Source organism: Mesorhizobium sp. L103C119B0 (assembly GCF_000502235.1).
Lineage (GTDB): Bacteria > Pseudomonadota > Alphaproteobacteria > Rhizobiales > Rhizobiaceae > Mesorhizobium.
The window spans coordinates 164,426-179,926 of sequence record NZ_AYXE01000007.1 but is presented as its reverse complement, the minus strand read 5'-3'; the positions used below and the strand labels follow the sequence as shown (position 1 = coordinate 179,926).

Annotated in this window: 14 protein-coding genes; 7 read left to right on the top strand and 7 right to left on the bottom strand. The window is 62.5% G+C overall.

All coding sequences use genetic code 11. The features are described from left to right. Positions 1-353 precede the first annotated feature (353 nt). Positions 354-1,397 (top strand): LacI family transcriptional regulator, encoded by a 1,044-nt coding sequence (locus X728_RS152710; RefSeq protein WP_023824641.1) that lies wholly within the window; start codon positions 354-356, stop codon positions 1,395-1,397. A 34-nt stretch (positions 1,398-1,431) separates the two neighbouring features. On the opposite strand, the gene gndA is transcribed toward X728_RS152710, so the two are convergent. Next, a complete protein-coding gene (gene gndA / locus X728_RS152715) occupies positions 1,432-2,859 on the bottom strand; it encodes an NADP-dependent phosphogluconate dehydrogenase (protein ID WP_023704233.1) in 1,428 nt (475 codons plus the stop codon). 206 nt (positions 2,860-3,065) lie between these two features. Between gndA and X728_RS152720 the strand changes: the two genes are divergently transcribed. After that, positions 3,066-3,503, top strand: a complete 438-nt coding sequence (locus X728_RS152720; RefSeq protein WP_023831622.1) for a VOC family protein — start codon at positions 3,066-3,068, stop codon at positions 3,501-3,503. Positions 3,504-3,569: 66 nt separating this feature from the next. On the opposite strand, the gene X728_RS152725 is transcribed toward X728_RS152720, so the two are convergent. The 6 genes from X728_RS152725 to X728_RS152750 form a co-directional block, all read right to left on the bottom strand. Beyond that, on the bottom strand, positions 3,570-4,121 hold the full coding sequence (locus X728_RS152725) for a hypothetical protein (protein ID WP_023831621.1): 552 nt from the start codon (positions 4,119-4,121) through the stop codon (positions 3,570-3,572). A gap of 237 nt (positions 4,122-4,358) precedes the next feature. Next, the gene (locus tag X728_RS152730; protein ID WP_023831620.1) at positions 4,359-5,984 is read right to left on the bottom strand and encodes a copper resistance CopC/CopD family protein; all 1,626 of its coding nucleotides are present in this window, start codon (positions 5,982-5,984) and stop codon (positions 4,359-4,361) included. 53 nt (positions 5,985-6,037) lie between these two features. Continuing rightward, complete coding sequence (locus X728_RS152735; RefSeq protein ID WP_023669809.1) at positions 6,038-6,556, bottom strand: YcnI family protein; 519 nt, start codon at positions 6,554-6,556, stop codon at positions 6,038-6,040. A gap of 37 nt (positions 6,557-6,593) precedes the next feature. Then, on the bottom strand, positions 6,594-7,133 hold the full coding sequence (locus X728_RS152740; protein ID WP_023824644.1) for a copper chaperone PCu(A)C: 540 nt from the start codon (positions 7,131-7,133) through the stop codon (positions 6,594-6,596). A gap of 104 nt (positions 7,134-7,237) precedes the next feature. Continuing rightward, complete coding sequence (locus X728_RS152745) at positions 7,238-7,594, bottom strand: DUF2946 family protein (RefSeq protein ID WP_023831619.1); 357 nt, start codon at positions 7,592-7,594, stop codon at positions 7,238-7,240. 210 nt (positions 7,595-7,804) lie between these two features. Beyond that, on the bottom strand, positions 7,805-8,707 hold the full coding sequence (locus tag X728_RS152750) for a GntR family transcriptional regulator (protein ID WP_023700141.1): 903 nt from the start codon (positions 8,705-8,707) through the stop codon (positions 7,805-7,807). A gap of 256 nt (positions 8,708-8,963) precedes the next feature. Here X728_RS152750 and X728_RS152755 point away from each other — a divergent pair, with 256 nt between their 5' ends. The 5 genes from X728_RS152755 (at position 8,964) to X728_RS152780 (ending at position 15,479) form a co-directional block, all read left to right on the top strand. Next, positions 8,964-10,469: an altronate dehydratase family protein gene (locus tag X728_RS152755; protein WP_023728563.1), complete on the top strand. Its 1,506-nt coding sequence runs from the start codon at positions 8,964-8,966 to the stop codon at positions 10,467-10,469. Positions 10,470-10,521: 52 nt separating this feature from the next. Beyond that, a complete protein-coding gene (locus X728_RS152760; protein WP_023831618.1) occupies positions 10,522-11,526 on the top strand; it encodes an aldo/keto reductase in 1,005 nt (334 codons plus the stop codon). Between the two features lie 301 nt (positions 11,527-11,827). After that, positions 11,828-12,820 (top strand): ABC transporter substrate-binding protein, encoded by a 993-nt coding sequence (locus X728_RS152770; protein WP_023744071.1) that lies wholly within the window; start codon positions 11,828-11,830, stop codon positions 12,818-12,820. Between the two features lie 146 nt (positions 12,821-12,966). Next, positions 12,967-14,490, top strand: a complete 1,524-nt coding sequence (locus X728_RS152775; protein WP_031195487.1) for a sugar ABC transporter ATP-binding protein — start codon at positions 12,967-12,969, stop codon at positions 14,488-14,490. A 23-nt stretch (positions 14,491-14,513) separates the two neighbouring features. Then, positions 14,514-15,479 (top strand): ABC transporter permease, encoded by a 966-nt coding sequence (locus X728_RS152780; protein WP_023669818.1) that lies wholly within the window; start codon positions 14,514-14,516, stop codon positions 15,477-15,479. Positions 15,480-15,501: the final 22 nt, after the last annotated feature.

Here is a 15,501-nt window from a genome sequence, read left to right as displayed (position 1 = left end):
GATACGGCAATTATGCGGTGCGTGCAACCCCTGAGATAAACGCGCTCGAATGTTTTTTCGAGGCGCGAACAAATTCGTTGCGTGCAAACCGGCAAACTCCGCGCAAAACCGGGTGCTGCGCTGCAAAATCATGCTGCAGCGCAAGAAACCGTCTCGAACCTGATGGTCGCGCAACGTTTCTGGCCGCCAAAACCCTGCCAAAACCATGGCTTGAGAGGCCCACGCGCTGCGATGTTGGAAATCTGTAACGTTTCAGTATATTGAGGCCTGACTGCGAAGAACCGTGCCACATCGTCATCGAAGCGATTGTCGGCTGGTCCGGCGGCTGCTATGCGCCTGACGGGGCGGGACGAATGGACAGGGACCAGACGGACAAGGACGACGAGGCGTCGGCGCATGAGCGGCCGACGCTGAAGACGCTTGCCTTCATGACCGGGCTCGGCGTCACCACCGTCTCGCGCGCGCTCAAGGATGCACCCGAGATCGGCGCCGAGACCAGGCGGCGGGTTCAACTCGTCGCGAGGCAGATCGGCTACCGGCCGAACCGCGCCGGCGTGCGCCTGCGGACCGGCAAGACCAATGTTATCAGCCTCGTGCTCAATACCGAGCGCGAGATCATGAGCTTTGTCTCGGACATCATCTACGGCGTCTCGGAGGTCATTGCCGACACACCCTATCACCTGATCGTCACGCCCTACTCGCGCTCGCAGGATCCGCTGGACCCGGTAAAATATCTGGTCGAGTCCGGCTCGGCCGATGGCGTCATCATCTCACGCACGCAGCCCAACGATCCGCGCGCCCGCTACATGCTGGAGCGTGGCATACCCTTTGCCACGCATGGCCGCACCGACATGGGGCTTGTCCACCCCTATCACGACTTCGACAATTACGCCTTCGCCGCCGAAGCGGTGCGCCATCTGGCCGGCGTCGGCCGGCGCCGGCTGGCGCTGGTAGCGCCGCCGGTCGGGCTCACCTACTACGACCACACGGTCAATGGCTTTGCCGACGCACTGAGCGAGGTCGACGCCAGCGAAGTGCCGTTCAACGCCGTTTCGATCGACCAGTCGATCGATCAGATCAGGACGCGGACCGCGCAGTTGATGCGCCGCGACGTCAGGCCGGACGGTTTCGTCAGCAGCGCCGCCGCAGCGACGCTGGCAATCGTCGCCGGCATCGAGGATGCCGGCCTGAAACTCGGCCGCGACGTCGATGTCGTGTCCAAGCAATCGTCGGAACTGCTGCATCTGTTCCGCCGGGAGTTGCTGATCGTCAACGAAGACTTCCGCCTCGCCGGCACCGAGCTTGCCCGCGCCGTGCTGGGCTGGATAGGCGGCGCGGCACCTGGCTCTTTGCAGACTGTAGTCAAGCCAGGCGACGTCGTCGCGTATCAGGGCTGACTGGCACGACCTGAGAGGTCCGCCTCACCTGACCCTAGCCGGCAGCGCCGCTGCCCCATGGGCCATGGAAAGCCCCCTGCTCGCCGATGCGCTCGAAGCCATGCGCGCCGAAGAAATCGCGCTGCGCCTGGATCAGGTTCGAGGTGCCGCGGCCCTGGCGGTAGCTGTCGAAATAGGCAAGTGCCGACGCCAGTGCAGGCACCGGCGAGCCTGCTTCTGATGCCTTGGCAACGGTGCGCCTAAGCGACGGATGCGCCTCCTGCATCATGGTGGTGAAAGCCGGCGCCATCAAAAGGTTGGTGGACGCGCCGCCCGAGCCGAAGGCTTCCGCCATGGTGTCGAGCATCTGCGAGCGGATGATACAGCCGGCACGCCAGATCTTGGCGATGGTCGGCATCGGCAAGTTCCAGTTGAACTCCTTCGAGGCGGCGCTCATCACCGCGAAACCTTGTGCATAGGCGGCGATCTTGCCGGCGAGCAGCGCCAGCTCCAGGTCTTTCAGAAGTGCCGCCTTGTCGCCGGAGATCTTGGTGACGCCGATATTGCCATAGGCTTTTTCGGCCGCCTGCCGCTCATCCTTGATCGAGGACAGCACGCGGGCCGCCACCGCCGCCTCGATGGCCGTCGCCGGAATGCCGAGCTGCTGCGCCTCGATGACAGACCATTTGCCGGTGCCCTTCTGGCCGGCACGGTCGAGGATGATGTCGACCACCGGCTTGCCGGTCTTTGCATCGTCAGCGGCCAGCACCCTGGCGGTGATCTCGATCAGATACGAATCGAGCCGGCCCTTGTTCCAGTCCTCGAAGACCTTGCCGATCTCCTTCGGCCCCATGCCGAGACCGTCACGCAGGATACCGTAGATCTCGGCGATCATCTGCATGTCGGCATATTCGATGCCGTTGTGGATGGTTTTCACGAAATGCCCGGCGCCGTCTGTGCCAAGCCAGGCAGCGCACGGTTCATCCTTGAACTTGGCCGAGATCGCGGTCAGCACGCGTTCGACGCGCTTCCAAGAGTCTTCGGTGCCGCCGACCATGATCGACGGCCCGTGGCGCGCGCCTTCCTCGCCGCCGGATACGCCCATGCCGATGAAGGTGAGACCCGAGCCCGACAGTTCCGAAAAGCGCCGCATCGTATCGCGGAAATTGGCGTTGCCGGCATCGATGACGATATCGTTGTCAGACAACACGCCGCGCAACGCTTCAATCTGTTCGTCGACCGGCTTGCCGGCCAGCACCATGATGATGACCGGGCGCGGCGGCTTGATCGCAGCTGCCAGTTCCTCCAGGCTGTAGCAGGGCACCACCATGTCCCTGAGCGAACCGGCGCCTTCGAGGAAGGCATCGGTGCGTGCCTTGGTGCGGTTGAAGACGGCGATGCGGTGCCCGTGCTCGGCAATGTTGAGCGCCAGGTTGGAGCCCATTGTGCCAAGGCCGATCAGGCCGATTTCGGCTTTTTCCATCGTTTCTTCCCTGCTTTCGGATTTTGTTGAGGCCGCGTTTTTCGGGATGCCCATTTTTCGGCGAGATGATTGACGGGCCTTTCGGGCCACGTCAACCGCCTCGCCGAATTGTGTTGCGTCGGCGTTGTGTCAGACCGAGTCAGGAAGGGTCCATTGGTGACCAGGCGACGCCTTGCCGATCGAACATATGGCGATAGGTTGGACATATGGCAGTCAAACGGATGGACAATGTCGGAATCGTCGTCGAGGACCTCGACGAGACGGTTGCTTTCTTTCGCGAGCTCGGCCTCGAACTGGAAGGGCGGGCGACGATCGAAGGCGAGTGGGCCGGACGTGTCACCGGGCTCGGCGATCAGCACGTCGAGATTGCCATGATGCGCTCACCGGATGGCTATAGCCGGCTCGAGCTCTCCCGCTTCCTCACGCCGACTGTCGTCGCCGATCACCGCAACGCCCCGGTCAACGCCCTGGGCTACCTGCGCGTCATGTTTACCGTGGACGACATCGACGACACGCTGGAAAGGCTCCGCAAGCGTGGCGCGCAGCTGGTCGGTGAAGTCGTCCGTTACCAGGAGGTGTATCGGCTCTGCTACATCCGCGGGCCGGAAGGGCATCTCATCGGGTTAGCCCAGGAACTCGGCTGAGCGAGTTGAGAGCCCGACGCGGCTTTCCGGGAGCCAAGTTGCGCTCAGGCGTCGGGTACTATTCTCTTACCAGGGACGAGGAGTGCAGCTCTCCGCGCGGTATGTAGCCAGGACTGCGTCCATGGCCTTGCTGTATTCGCGAAAGCTTGGAATGAGCCCCAATTCGATGGCCTGGGCGACGCATAAATCGCCGGCAGCGGAGGAATTTGCCTGAAAGAGGCAATTTTTCAACTTTGTCATTGAAGCCGGAGGAGGAGGGTTGATTGAACTATAAATGATCGAGCCTGAACGCATGGATACAACCGTGACATCGTCCTTATTCCATCGAGCAGGGTCAAAGATATAGTTGAGATTGCTATTGCCGTCAGGGTGTTTTGCCGCACCGTAGATGGCAATGACAGTCACATTGGCATCATGCGCATCGCCTTTCATATCCGAATCCGTGGCCGGCATCTTGAGCCCGAGCTCAAGCTCATAGGCAAGCTCCGACAGGGCTTCGCCATCGCCTTCTCGCGCCAAGGGCCAAAGTACCGCCCATTGCTTTTTACATTGCTCTTTGGCGTAGGAATCTCGGGCAAACTTCAGGCGCTCCTCACGGGTCAAACTCGGCTGCGTCAAGCTTTTTTACCTGTGAGATCGCACCCGCCGGCAAGAAAGAAGACCAGAAGACCGCAACATACTTTCGCTATAGACCGAGCTGATACGACGGCTGATCGAATTGCTTTTTGCCACAAAGAGTGCTCCGTCAGAGGCATCGCTCGATCCCGAACATATCAATGCACCAGTAAAAGCCAATGAACCGCACAAGGCGACTCGTAGCTTATGCGGAAAACGAAAGCATAGCCATTTGGTATATTAGTCGGCGCGGATATCGATCGGCGCTTCGATCTTTACCACTTCGAAATCCGAAACCAGAATATCGAGCCGTGCCGTCCAGCGGCCTGGAATCGGAATGACGAGATTATCGACGCGCCAGGTGCCGTCGCCTGGCTTGGTCGCCGGACGCTTGATCGGCTCGATCCCCGAATCGGGCTTGGACAGCACCAGCGTCACTTCCTTGGCGTCGAGCGGGCCGAAATCGCCATCCATGATGACGATGGAGGCGGTGACCTCCCCGGTATGGCCGGGCGTGATGTCGATGTCGGCCATCGCCTTCATAGTGTGGATATGGGTCGACGTCGGTTGTGCCGCGGCGATTGCCAGGGCCCGTGGCGGCGGCGTGAAGCGCCAGCCGGCGGCAACGCCGAAGATCAGGAGCACGATCAGCATTTCGACTGAGATCGAGCGGCTAAGCCGACGCCGCACTTCCGTCGCACCGGCCTCGGCCAAGGCGGTGAGCCGCCATCGATTGACCGCCGCCAGCGTGAACAGAAACACCAGCAGCGCCAGCTTGATCAGCAGCAGCCGGCCATAGGCGGTGTTGATCAGTGCCGCCGGTGTCTGCACCTGGATGATGGCGAGCACCACACCGGCGGCGGCAAGCACTACCACCACGGGCATGATCGCGCGCGAAAACCGCCGCAGGAACGCCCCGGCTTCCACCGATTGGCTGCTCAACGCCAAGCCGAGCGGCAGCAATGCTCCAGCCCAGAAAGCGATGCCGGCGCCATGCAGGAACACCATAGGCCGCGTCAGCCATTGCGGTTCGGCTGCACTGGCATGGCCGCTGGCGGCAAGGGCTGCACCCACACCGGCCAGCCCGGCGAGCGCCAACGGCCTGGCGCCGGCACGCGATCCGACCAACGACAGCAGGCCAAGCCCGAGCGCCGCCAGCGAAATCAGCACCGTCCAGCCGAAGCTGGTGCCAAGCGCCGTCCGCCAGACCACCGGTTGCGCCAGCCGGGCGAGTGGCGCGCCCAGCGCGTCCAGCCCCTGGAACCCGAGCGACAGGGGTGCTGCGACCAGCCCGCATAGGATGGCGGCAATGACGAAGCGCTGGCCTGAGCGCTGGCCTTGCGCCAGCCATGTCAGCGCGAAGGCGCCGCCAATGCCGAGGAAAAGCCCGATGTAGAGAAGAACCTTGCCGGTCCAGATCGCTGACCGCAAATCTATATCGACAGCTTCCCCCACCGCCGGCGCCGCACTTGGCGCGCCAACGGAAAACAGCACCGAGCCGCCGACAGGATGGCCGTCGGCGGAAATCACCCGCCAGCTCAAGACATGCGTGCCCGGCCCGAGCTTTTGTGGATTGTCGATCTCAACCGTTTGGTCGCTCAACCGAAACGAGGTCAAAGCGACAGGCGTACCGTCGGGCCGCACCAAGGTCAGCACCAGCGGCGACACAGGCTCGCTGAAGGTCAGCGAAAATTGTGTCGGCGCTCGCTCCAGAACCGCGCCGTCGGCAGGCTCGGCCTTGATCAGCGCCGCATGGGCAAAGGCCTGGTTTGGCGTGGCAAGGACGGCAAGCAGCAGGATCGCGGCCAGCAAGCTGAAGCACCTGCCGGCTGTCCGTTCTATCCGCTGGAAACAGGCCACGTTCATGCCATCCACCAAAACGGTGGCGCGCCGCTTCGAGGCAGCGCGCCGCCAATGCATCATTTCTTGGGCAGCAGGTTGAGGCCGGGCGCCGGATCTTCCAGCGCATCCTCATCCTGACCAGCCGCCGGAATCTCTATCCAACGCGTGGTGGCGCCATCGCATTCCTGCACCACCGGAAAATAGAGTTTTTGCCCGGCCGGCAGATCGGCGGCCAACGTGCCGCGGAAGACGAACTCGTCATAAAATTCATCCGGCAGGCTGCCGCCGCTCCAGTCGACTTCCTTGACGCCCGAGGTCACCGCCTCGCCATAGAGCTGGTAGGATTTCTCGTACTTGCCTTTCTTGACCTGCAGCGTCCAGCCCGGCTTCGGCATCGGCTTCACTCCGATCACCCCTTCCGGGATCTGCACGCGCACGGCAATCGTCGCCTTGCCGTCGCAGCCATGCGGCACCCGCAGCACGGCCTTGTAGGTCGAACCGACCGGCGCTTCCTGGGTTTCGAGCGTGATATGGCCGAAGGCAGCGCTTGTCCCCAGGACAAGGAATGCAGCGGCCGGCAAAAGATACTTGTTCATGATGGTCCTCTCGAAAAATCGGTGGCAAATTGATTGGTCAGTCGTTGTCTTCGAGGGGTGGCGCGCTGCCTATGGCTTGCACGGCAAACTCGACGGTCACGGTTCCGGCCTTCTCGAAAGTCAGCGTGGCGGCAAACATCTGGCCTTCTTTAGGCGGCTGCTTCAAATCCATGAACATCACGTGGTAGGCGCCAGGACCCAGCGTGATCTTGCCGCCCGCCGGAATGTCCAGGGCGCCACTGACCGGGCGCATGGTCATGACGCCATCCTTCACCCCCATTTCATGCAGTTCGGCCTTCCCCGAAATGTCGGAGGAAATCGACAGCAGCCGGTCTGGTGCGCTGCCCTTGTTGACGATGGTGAAATAGCCGCCGGCAACCTTGGCGCCGGCTGGCGTGGCACGGGACCAGGGATGCTCGATCTCGATGTCACCGGCCTTGAACTCATGCGCAAGGACGGAATGGGCGCCGACGAACAACAGTGCAAAGGCAAAGAGGGCGCTGCCGAGACGCTGCTCGATAGTGGTGAAGATAGGGGTGCTGCGGCGCAACGCGCCGGCATGACGAAAACGGGACATGGGTAGGCTCCATGAATATGAGGTCGCGCCTTTGTCCGGCTGCGAACGAGTTTATCATTGGATGATTATCGCCTGCGCAGGTTACGCAAAGCGAGCGGCGGTTTTCAGCCCGCAAGCGGCGGCGCGCGCGGGTTGGCCGGAGAGCGCGCGCGCGTGACGTCGGGATGCCTGACTGCCGGCGGGGCAAAAGCGACTGTTTCCAAGTACTGGCTGACCGGCGCCAGGCCGACGCCTGCCGGCGGCGCATAGGCGACGGAGGCCATGCTGCAGCCGAGCATGCAGCACGCCGGCATATGCTGCTGGTGCGGATCGCCGCCGGGAAGCTTGACCGCTCCCTCATGGCTGCAGATGACATTGCCGAAAGCGTCGAGTTGCGAGGCATCCGGCGCAATGCCGAAGGCAAACACGCCGAGCGTCGACTGGAGCAGCAGCACACAGGCCGCGACAAAGGCGGCCGTCATGCTCCATCTCTTACGCCGGAAGTCCAAAGACCTGCCTCTTCACGCAGCAACGCGTGGATATCTAGCACGCGGCATGTCGGCGGAAAATCGCCAAATCATCGCTGCGGCAACGCGGCGCGTTCGATCCATGTCGCACAAAAGTGCGCAGCGGTTTGGGATAACGCATGAGGCAGAGATCTTGTGCGCATAACGTCCCTTCGGACGTCGCGCTCAGGAAGCCGGGCGGCCGCCGATTTCCGGGATCGACGTCAACAGCGTGTGGCGTGCCGACTTCAGATGCTTGCGGCAGGCGGCGTCGACCTTGCCGAGATCGCGCGATTTCAGCGCCGCGATGTAGGCGAGATGCTCGCCAACCGCGACTTCGTTGCGCTCGCGCTCCTGCGCCTTGTTCCACTGGTAGTGGTAGTGAAAGATCATGGCGATGACGTCGTAGAAATCGACGATGAAGCGGTTGTGCGACGCCCGGTGGATCAGCCGGTGGAAGCGCTCGTCTAGCTCCGAGAATTCGTTGAAGCGGATGGCGATTTCGCTGGCCAGAAGCCGGTGCTCGTCTTCCAGCCGGTCGAGATCCGCCCAGACCGGACTATCCCCAGGCAAGGCGGCAAAGGCCGCCGCCGAGCGTATCTCGAACATTTCGCGGATTTCAGTGAGTTCGAGCGCAAAGGCACGGGTAAATCCTTTCAGCACCCAGTGGCTGTTGCGCCGCTTCTCGATCAGGCCGAAGCGGGAGAAGCGGATCAGGAACTCGCGCACGCTGGTGGTGCCGACGCCGATCTCGCGCGCCAGTTCGAGCTCGTTGATCTGCATGCCGGCCTCTGCACCGCCGGCCAGCAACCTGCGCATAAACGACCGCTCGATGATCTGGGCCAGTGTGTCTGTCTCCTCCTCGGGGAAGAAATCATCCGGCTTCGGCGTCCTGAGCACTGTCTTGCTGCGTTTGTTCCACGCGATCAGCCCGGTCTCTTCCATGCGCGCCAGAATGGTGCGCACGGTGGTACGGCTGACGCCAAGCAAAGTGCCCAGCTCCGGCTCTGACGGCAGGCTCTGCGTCTCATCGAGCAGCCGCAGACCCCTATTGTAAGCGTCCTTGTAGACGTTGTTGCTCTTCGACATCCCTGCCCCGTTGCGCGCCGGCGCTTGCTGTGGCTGGCTTGAAGCGCGATATCACATATGTCCTGGCTCTCACCCGGCAGAGCAAACGCTCTGCGTGTCAGACGCCGCTCCCCACAAGCCAAGCGTCCATCGGACGCATGGTCTCCTCCTGAAAAAACAATTGACGCACAAATGTTTTTTCACGATAAAAGACATTATATGTAAACAGACGCGTGTCAATCCGCGCATCCCCAGGAACAGACCCAGGAAACTGCCCGTGAACGCCTCGAACAGCATTCTTCTGTCCCCCGCCGACAATGTCGCGGTCGCCAATGGCCGCATCGAGATCGGCACCCCTCTGCCCGGCGGCGCCGTCGCCACGGCCTTGATCGAGCCCGGCCACAAGGTGGCGATCAAGCCTATCGCCGCCGGCGAGGCGGTGGTCAAGTATGCCCAGGCCATCGGCCGCGCCACCCAGGACATCGCGCCCGGCGACCACGTCCATTCGCACAATCTGGTCTTCGAGTCCGGCCGTCTGCCGGTGGTGCCGCCGAGCGAAGCGGAGCATGCCACCGAAGCTGACCGCGCCCGGACATTCATGGGCTATCGTCGCGCCGATGGCCGTGCCGGCACGCGCAACTTCATCGGCATCATCGCCAGCGTCAATTGCTCGGCCACCGTCTGCCACGCCATTGCCGACGAGGCCAACCGCGTGCTGTTGCCGAAATATCCGGGGATCGACGGCTTCGTCCCGATCGTCCATGGCCAGGGCTGCGGCATGAGCGGTACCGGCGACGGCATGATGGTACTGCACCGCACGCTCGCCGGTTACACCCGCCATCCGAATTTCGGCGGCGCGTTGATGGTCGGCCTCGGCTGCGAGGTCAACCAGCTCACCCTTTACGGCCAGAAGGGTGCGGCGGCGGGAAAACGCCATTTCAACATCCAGGACGCCGGCGGTTCGCGCAAATCGGTCGCAAAGGCGATGGGCGTGCTCGCCGAAATCGCCGAGGAAGTCGGCCAGTATCAGCGCGAGCCGATCCCGGTCTCGGAGATCGTCGTCGGCCTGCAATGCGGCGGTTCCGACGGCATGTCGGGCATCACCGCCAATCCCGCGCTGGGAGCGGCGGTCGACATCCTGGCCGGCGTCGGCGGCATCGGAATCCTGTCGGAGACGACGGAGATCTATGGCGCCGAACATCTGCTCGCCTATCGCGCGGCAACGCCGGAGATCGCCAAGAAACTCGACGGTTTCGTCAAATGGTGGGAAGACCACGTTGCCAAGCACGGCGCTTCGATCGACAACAACCCCTCGCCCGGCAACAAACGCGGCGGCCTGACCACCATTCTGGAAAAGTCGCTGGGCGCCGTCGCCAAGGGCGGCCAGACTCCGCTCAACGGCGTCTTCGGTTATGCCGAAAAGGTCACCGGCAGTGGCCTGGTGTTCATGGACACGCCCGGTTACGACCCGGTCTCGGCGACCGGTCAGGTGGCGGGCGGCGCCAACATCATCGTCTTCACCACCGGCCGCGGCTCCTGCTTCGGCTGCCGGCCGACGCCGTCGATCAAGGTCGCCACCAACTCGACCATGTACCACCAGATGGAAGAGGACATGGACGTCAATTGCGGTGTCATCGCTTCGGGTGAGAAGACCATCGCCGGCATGGGCCGGGAACTCTTCGAACTCATCGTCGAGACGGCATCGGGCCGCAAGACCAAGAGCGAGGCGTTCGGCTACGGCGACAACGAGTTCGTGCCGTGGCACCTCGGCGCGACGCTCTAACCACCGACGAAAAAAGCGGGCTGCAACGACTGCCCACAAGGGGAGGCTTTGGATGGACAAACGCCGCATCGGCACGACTGTGCTCGAGGTCACTGAGATAAGCTTCGGCGGAGCGGCGATCGGCGGGCTCTACCGGGCCTGTCCGCGCGAAGCGGCGATGGAGACGCTGCAGACAGCCTGGGATGCCGGCCTGCGCTATTTCGACACCGCGCCCTTCTATGGCTTCGGCCTGTCGGAGCGGCGGACCGGCGATTTCCTGCGCTACAAGCCGAGGGATTCCTATGTGCTGTCGACCAAGGTCGGCCGCCTGTTCCGCCCGGTGCCGAAAGACCAGGTTCCCGATCATTCCTATGTCGACCCGCTGCCTTTCGCGCTCGACTACGACTACTCGTACGACGGCATCATGCGCTCGGTCGAGTTCTCCTATGCCCGGCTCGGGCTGAACCGGATAGACATCCTGTTTGTGCACGACATCGGCACCTACACACATGGCGTCGAGAGGACGAAGCTGCACTTTCGCCAGCTGATGGACGGCGGCTTGAAGGCGCTGGAAGAGCTTAAAACGTCCGGCGTGATTTCCGCCTGTGGGCTCGGCGTCAACGAGGTGCAGATCTGCCTCGACGTGCTGCGCGAAGCGCCGCTCGACTGCATCCTNATCCTGCTGGCCAGCCGCTATTCGCTGCTCGACCGCTCGGCTGAAGCCGAGTTGCTGCCGCTGTGTCGTGAGCGACAGACTTCGCTGATCATCGGCGGCGTCTTCAACTCCGGCATCCTGGCAACCGGACCGGTGCATGGCGCGCATTTCGATTATCTGCCGGCGACGCAGGACATACTCGATCGTGTCGGGGCGATGGAGAAAATCGCTGATGAGGGCGGATATCCGCTGGCGGCGGCTGCATTGCAGTTTCCGCTGCAGGAGCCTGTCGTGGCCAGCGTGCTGACCGGAACGGCCAAGCCCGCCAACCTGACGCGCAACCTCGACCTGTTCGACGTCCAGGTGCCGCAAGCGGAATTCGCCCGCTACGCTCCCTACACCATCGTGCAGGAGCTCGGCTGACGAAACGCCACGATCACGGTTCTCAAGAAGGAATAAATATTCCATATTGACTCGACGGTGGAATTAATATTCCATGATGATCAAGGAGGATCGGGAGCGTCTGGACGTGGCACTAAGGATCGGCAGGGAGGTTTCCCCGCCAAGCCATGCGCAGGCCGATATGAAACACCGCTTGCGTCGGCCGGACCGATGCACTATCAAAAAGCGGCAACTGTTTTTTATTGATAAAGTTCTGTTTGGGCCGCGCCTATCCAAATGGAGCTTCCGTAACCTTCACCGGGCGATCTAGGGAGGATTCCTAATGAAATTCGTGACCAGCATTCTCAACCGCCGCTCACTGATGGCACTAGCTGCCGCCTCGATGCTTGCCGGCACGCTGCACACGGCGCCGGTTTCGGCGGCGGACGTGACCATTCCGATCATCGTCAAGGACACCACGTCCTTCTACTGGCAGATCGTCCTGGCCGGCGCCCGCAAGGCCGGCAAGGATCTCGGCGTCAACGTACCCGAACTCGGCGCCCAGGCTGAAACCGACGTCAACGGCCAGGTCTCGATCCTCGAGAATGCCGTCGCGGGCAACCCGGCCGCGATCGTCATCGCGCCGACCGAATTCAAGGCGCTTGGCAAGCCGATCGATGAAGCGGCCAGCAAGGTCAAGGTCATCGGCATCGACTCCGGCGCCGACTCCAAGGCGTTCACCTCGTTCCTGACCACCGACAATGTGCAGGGCGGTCGCGTCGCCGCTGACGGTCTTGCAGCAGCCATCGGCGAAGCCAATGGCGGCAAGATCGAGGGCGACGTCGCCCTGATCACCAACGCGCCGGGCGCCGGTTCGCTGGAGCAGCGCAAGCAGGGCTTCACCGAGCAGCTGGCCGCGAAATATCCGGGGCTGAAGCTCGTCGCCGACAAATATGCCGACGGCCAGGCAACGACCGGTCTCAACATCGCCACCGACCTGATCACCGCCAACCCGAACCTCAAGGGCATCTTCGCGTCCAACCTGATCATGGCGCAGGGCGTCGGTCAGGCAGTCGCCGAGAACAACCTTGGCGGCAAGCTGGCGCTGGTCGGCTTCGACAGCGACGAGAAGCTGATCAAGTTCCTCAATGACGGCGTCATTTCCGCGCTCGTCGTCCAGGATCCGTACCGGATGGGCTATGACGGCATCAAGACCGCGCTCGCCGCCTCGAAGGGCGAGAAGGTCGAGGCCAATGTCGACACCGGCGCCAACCTGGTGACCAAGGCAAACATGAAAGACCCCAAGATCGACGCCCTGCTCAACCCGAAGCTCTGAGCCCGTCAGGCAAAAATCGTTTCCGGGGCCTCGCGCCTCGGAAACATTCGATACCGGCTTGAATATCCACCGGCTTGAATTACCTCGGCGATGTGGCTGACTGCATCGCGACGTGCCAACCGTAAGGCCAACCTGGGAGGATTGTCATGACGCCCACGGCGCAGGAACTGCACCCGGCCCCAACGCTAGCGCCCGGCAGGACGATCCTCGAACTGCACGGACTGGAAAAGCGCTATCCCGGCACGCATGCGTTGAAGCCCGTTCACCTTGCCTTCAAGGCAGGTGAGATCCACGCCATCGTCGGCGAGAACGGCGCCGGCAAATCCACCTTGATCAAGCTTCTGACCGGCGTCATGCCGCGCACCTCCGGCGATGTCATCTGGGAGGGCAAGCCGGCAGCGCTGGCAACCCCGCACGAGGCAATGGCGCTGGGCATCAACGCCGTGCATCAGGAGGTCGTGCTCTGTCGCCATCTCACCGTCGCCGCCAACATGTTCCTCGGCGAGGAGAACTCGCGCTTCGGCATCCTGCAGCAGCGCGCCATGGTCAAGGAAGCGCAGAAGATCATCGACGGTCTCGGCTTCGACCTGCCGGCGCATGTCATGCTGGGTGACCTCACCATCGGCCAGCAGCAGCTGATCGCCGCCGCCCGCGCCACCGTGCGCGGCACCAAATTCCTCATCTTCGACGAGCCGACCGCCTATCTCACCCGCAAGGAAGCCGACCAGCTGTTCACGCTGATCCGCAGGCTCAAGGGCGAAGGCGTCACCATCATCTACATCAGCCATCGCATGGAAGAGGTGTTCGAACTCGCCGATCGCGTCTCGGTGCTGCGCGACGGCACGCTGGTCGGCACTCGCAACATTGCCGAGACCAATGACGCCGAGCTGGTCAAGATGATGATCAACCGCTCGATCGAGCAAGTCTATCACAAGGAGCATTTCACCCCCGGTGCCGTGATCGTTGAAGCGAAAAACCTGTCGGGCAAGGGTTTCGAAGACGTCTCGATGACGGTGCGCGCCGGCGAGATCGTCGGGCTCTATGGCCTGATCGGCGCCGGGCGGAGCGAGTTCGTCACCACGCTCTATGGCCGCCACAAGAAGTCGGCCGGACAGGTCCTTTGGCAAGGCAAGCCGGTCCACATCAATTCCGAGCACGACGCGATCAAGCTCGGCATGGCGCTGGCGCCAGAAAGCCGCCGCGACCAGGGCCTGTGCCTGAACCTGCCGGTCGGCCTCAACCTCAACCTGCCGATCTACAAGCGCATCTCCAACAACCTGCTGATTTCGAACACGAAGGAAAAGGCTGAAGCCGATCGCCAGATCGCCGGCCTCCGCATCAAAACGCAAACACGCGGCGCCCTGGCCTCCAGCCTGTCCGGCGGCAACCAGCAGAAGATCGTCATCGGCAAATGGCTGGCGCACGGCGCTAAGCTGTTCATCTTCGACGAGCCTACGGTCGGCGTCGATGTCGGCACCAAGGCCGAGATCTACCGCCTGTTCGGGGAACTGTTGTCCAAGGGCGCCGGCATCATCCTGATCTCGTCCTATCTGCCCGAGGTTTATGAGCTCGCCGATACGCTGCACGTGTTCCGGCGCGGCAAACTGGTCGCCAGCCATGGCTTTCGCGCCGCCAGCCACGAAGACGTGCTGACGCAGGCGATCGGCTGACAAAACGAGAAACGGGAGGAACCATGAGCATCGAAACCGCCGCGATCGAAAAACCGAAACGGAACTACAACGTCCTGTTCGGGCTGACGCTTCTGGCGTTGCTGGTTCTGCTCTGGATCGTGCTGTCGGTGGCGACGCCGAGCTTCGCCTCCTCCAACAACATCGCCAATCTTTTGCGGCAGGGCTCGATGATCGCCATCATGGCGGTCGGCCAGACCTTCGTCATCATCACCGGCGGCATCGACCTCTCGGTCGGCGCCGTGGTCGGCTTCGCCACCGTCATTGTCGCCATGATGATCAATGCCGGCTTCCCGATCTGGGTCGCCATTCTGGTGACGCTGCTGGTCGGCGTTGCCATCGGCCTGTTCCATGGCTTCGGCATCGTCAAGATGGGCCTGCCGCCCTTCATCATCACGCTGGCGACGCTGACCTCGTTGCGCGGCATCGGCCTGTTGATGACCAACGGCAATTCGATCAACATCAACAGCGACAGCTTCACGGCCTTCTCGCGCAGTTCCTTTGTCGGCATCCCCAATCTGTTCTGGATGGTGATCCTGGTCGGTATCCCGGCCTACATCTTCCTGCACCACAGCCGCTGGGGCCGCTATCTCTTCTCTGTGGGATCCAATGCCGAGGCCTCGCGCCTCTCGGGCGTCAATGTCCAGCGCACCATCTACATGGCCTACACGCTGTCGGGCCTGTGCGCGGCCTTCGTCGGCGTGCTGCTGGCGGCGCGCATCGGCATCGGCAACCCGACCCAGGCGGAAGGTTGGGAGTTGCAGGCGATCGCCTCATCGGTGATCGGCGGCACTTCGCTGTTCGGCGCCGTCGGCTCGGTGCATGGCCCGCTGCTCGGCGCCTTCATCCTGGCCACCATCAACAACGGCGCCAATCTGCTCAATGTCAACTCGTTCTGGCAGCGCATCATCACCGGCGCGTTGATCATCATCATCGTCTATTTCGACGGCCTGCGCCGTCGCGGCAAGTAATCCTCCCTGACCTTCCGTGTCG

Coding starts and splice junctions, on each gene's coding strand:
- X728_RS152710 (WP_023824641.1), top strand. CDS start 354: ATGGACAGGGACCAGACGGACAAGGACGACGAGGCGTCGGCGCATGAG.
- gndA (WP_023704233.1), bottom strand. CDS start 2,859: ATGGAAAAAGCCGAAATCGGCCTGATCGGCCTTGGCACAATGGGCTCC.
- X728_RS152720 (WP_023831622.1), top strand. CDS start 3,066: ATGGCAGTCAAACGGATGGACAATGTCGGAATCGTCGTCGAGGACCTC.
- X728_RS152730 (WP_023831620.1), bottom strand. CDS start 5,984: ATGAACGTGGCCTGTTTCCAGCGGATAGAACGGACAGCCGGCAGGTGC.
- X728_RS152735 (WP_023669809.1), bottom strand. CDS start 6,556: ATGAACAAGTATCTTTTGCCGGCCGCTGCATTCCTTGTCCTGGGGACA.
- X728_RS152740 (WP_023824644.1), bottom strand. CDS start 7,133: ATGTCCCGTTTTCGTCATGCCGGCGCGTTGCGCCGCAGCACCCCTATC.
- X728_RS152745 (WP_023831619.1), bottom strand. CDS start 7,594: ATGACGGCCGCCTTTGTCGCGGCCTGTGTGCTGCTGCTCCAGTCGACG.
- X728_RS152750 (WP_023700141.1), bottom strand. CDS start 8,707: ATGTCGAAGAGCAACAACGTCTACAAGGACGCTTACAATAGGGGTCTG.
- X728_RS152770 (WP_023744071.1), top strand. CDS start 11,828: ATGAAATTCGTGACCAGCATTCTCAACCGCCGCTCACTGATGGCACTA.
- X728_RS152775 (WP_031195487.1), top strand. CDS start 12,967: ATGACGCCCACGGCGCAGGAACTGCACCCGGCCCCAACGCTAGCGCCC.
- X728_RS152780 (WP_023669818.1), top strand. CDS start 14,514: ATGAGCATCGAAACCGCCGCGATCGAAAAACCGAAACGGAACTACAAC.